The 1216-nt window shown below is 67.3% G+C and carries 1 protein-coding gene; it reads left to right on the forward strand.

Features of this window, described 5'->3' with window-relative positions:
• Positions 1 to 582: 582 nt before the first annotated feature.
• A complete protein-coding gene (locus DEIPH_RS17510) occupies positions 583 to 981 on the forward strand; it encodes a (R)-mandelonitrile lyase (RefSeq protein WP_034360771.1) in 399 nt (132 codons plus the stop codon).
• Positions 982 to 1216: the final 235 nt, after the last annotated feature.

Consider the following 1216-nt stretch of genomic DNA (forward strand, 5'->3'; position numbering starts at 1 on the left):
TGCGGCTCCGTGTCGTCTTAGCGGTGCTCGCCCATAACCTCACCAGGCCCTAAACGGCGTTGGTCTGCTCCAAGCACGTCCCGGTTGTGTACATATCGGCGCGGGTTCGGGCAAGTCGGGTGGGGTGCCGCCGTGCCGAGCAGGGAAAAGCTTCCCGTCGCTTGATGCTGGGAGCGGCAGCGTCCTGCACCCGGCCTCCATCAAGACCTGGCCTTGCGCCCTGCTGGCGAAGAAAATGCGTGCAGTCCGCGCATACGCCGCTGGACTTGCTCCCGAATTGCTCTTCAGGCACAGGGATATTCAGGCTCTGACAGGTCGTGTCCTGGGGGTCCCGCGCGTAGACCAGAGGCATGCCGGGCGGTCCCCGTTCGGGCTGCCTGAGCCAAGCGTGCCGGAACCCTGAAGGGCGTGGAGGCACGCCGCCTGGACCTGTTTCATCAACAAAGCCGCGCCGAGGCCTCATACGGATTGCGGCTGAGCCGTTGGTTGAGTCGTTATTGTCATGGTCCAACCCGACCGGACCCCGAGGCCTGAGGAGCAGAGGGAGACGGAACAAACGGTTTCCGGGAAAGGAGCAAGACCATGGAGATCAAGCGCAGCGGTTCACAGCCCTCCGGCAAAGGCCCCGCCGGGTGGTTCACCGGCACCGTCCGCATCGACCCGCTGTTTCCGGTGCAGGCCCCGGCCCGCGCCGCCGGGAACAGCGTCACGTTCGAACCCGGTGCCCGCACGGCCTGGCATACCCACCCGCTGGGTCAGGTATTGATCGTGACGGCGGGCTGCGGCCTCGCCCAGCGCGAGGGCGGCCCCATCGAGGAACTCCGGCCGGGGGACGTGGTGTGGTTTGCGCCCGGCGAGAAGCACTGGCACGGCGCGGCCCCCACCACGGCCATGACCCACATCGCGGTTCAAGAGGAACAAGGCGGCAAGGCCGTGGACTGGATGGAACACGTCAGCGACGAGCAGTACCCGGCCCGCTGAGGGCTGGGGCAACGTGCGGGCCGAGCAGGGCCACCTGTACCCTTCCTGTCCTGGCCCGGATGCTCCTCTTTCCGGACGCCTCCGGGGACCTTGCCCGGGCCGCCCGGCCGGAGCAGCGAACGCGCCAGCGGCGGTGTCGAGCCCCAGGGGTCAGGCCGTCACGCCCCTAGTGAATGACCACAGGTGAGGGCAGGTCTAAAATGGGTGTATGGGACGGCGGAAGCAGTTTGTGGTG

The sequence above is a fragment of the Deinococcus phoenicis genome, assembly GCF_000599865.1.
GTDB lineage: Bacteria > Deinococcota > Deinococci > Deinococcales > Deinococcaceae > Deinococcus > Deinococcus phoenicis.

Excerpts from the sequence above, each read along its gene's own strand:
- DEIPH_RS17510 (WP_034360771.1), top strand. The coding sequence starts at position 583 with ATGGAGATCAAGCGCAGCGGTTCACAGCCCTCCGGCAAAGGCCCCGCC.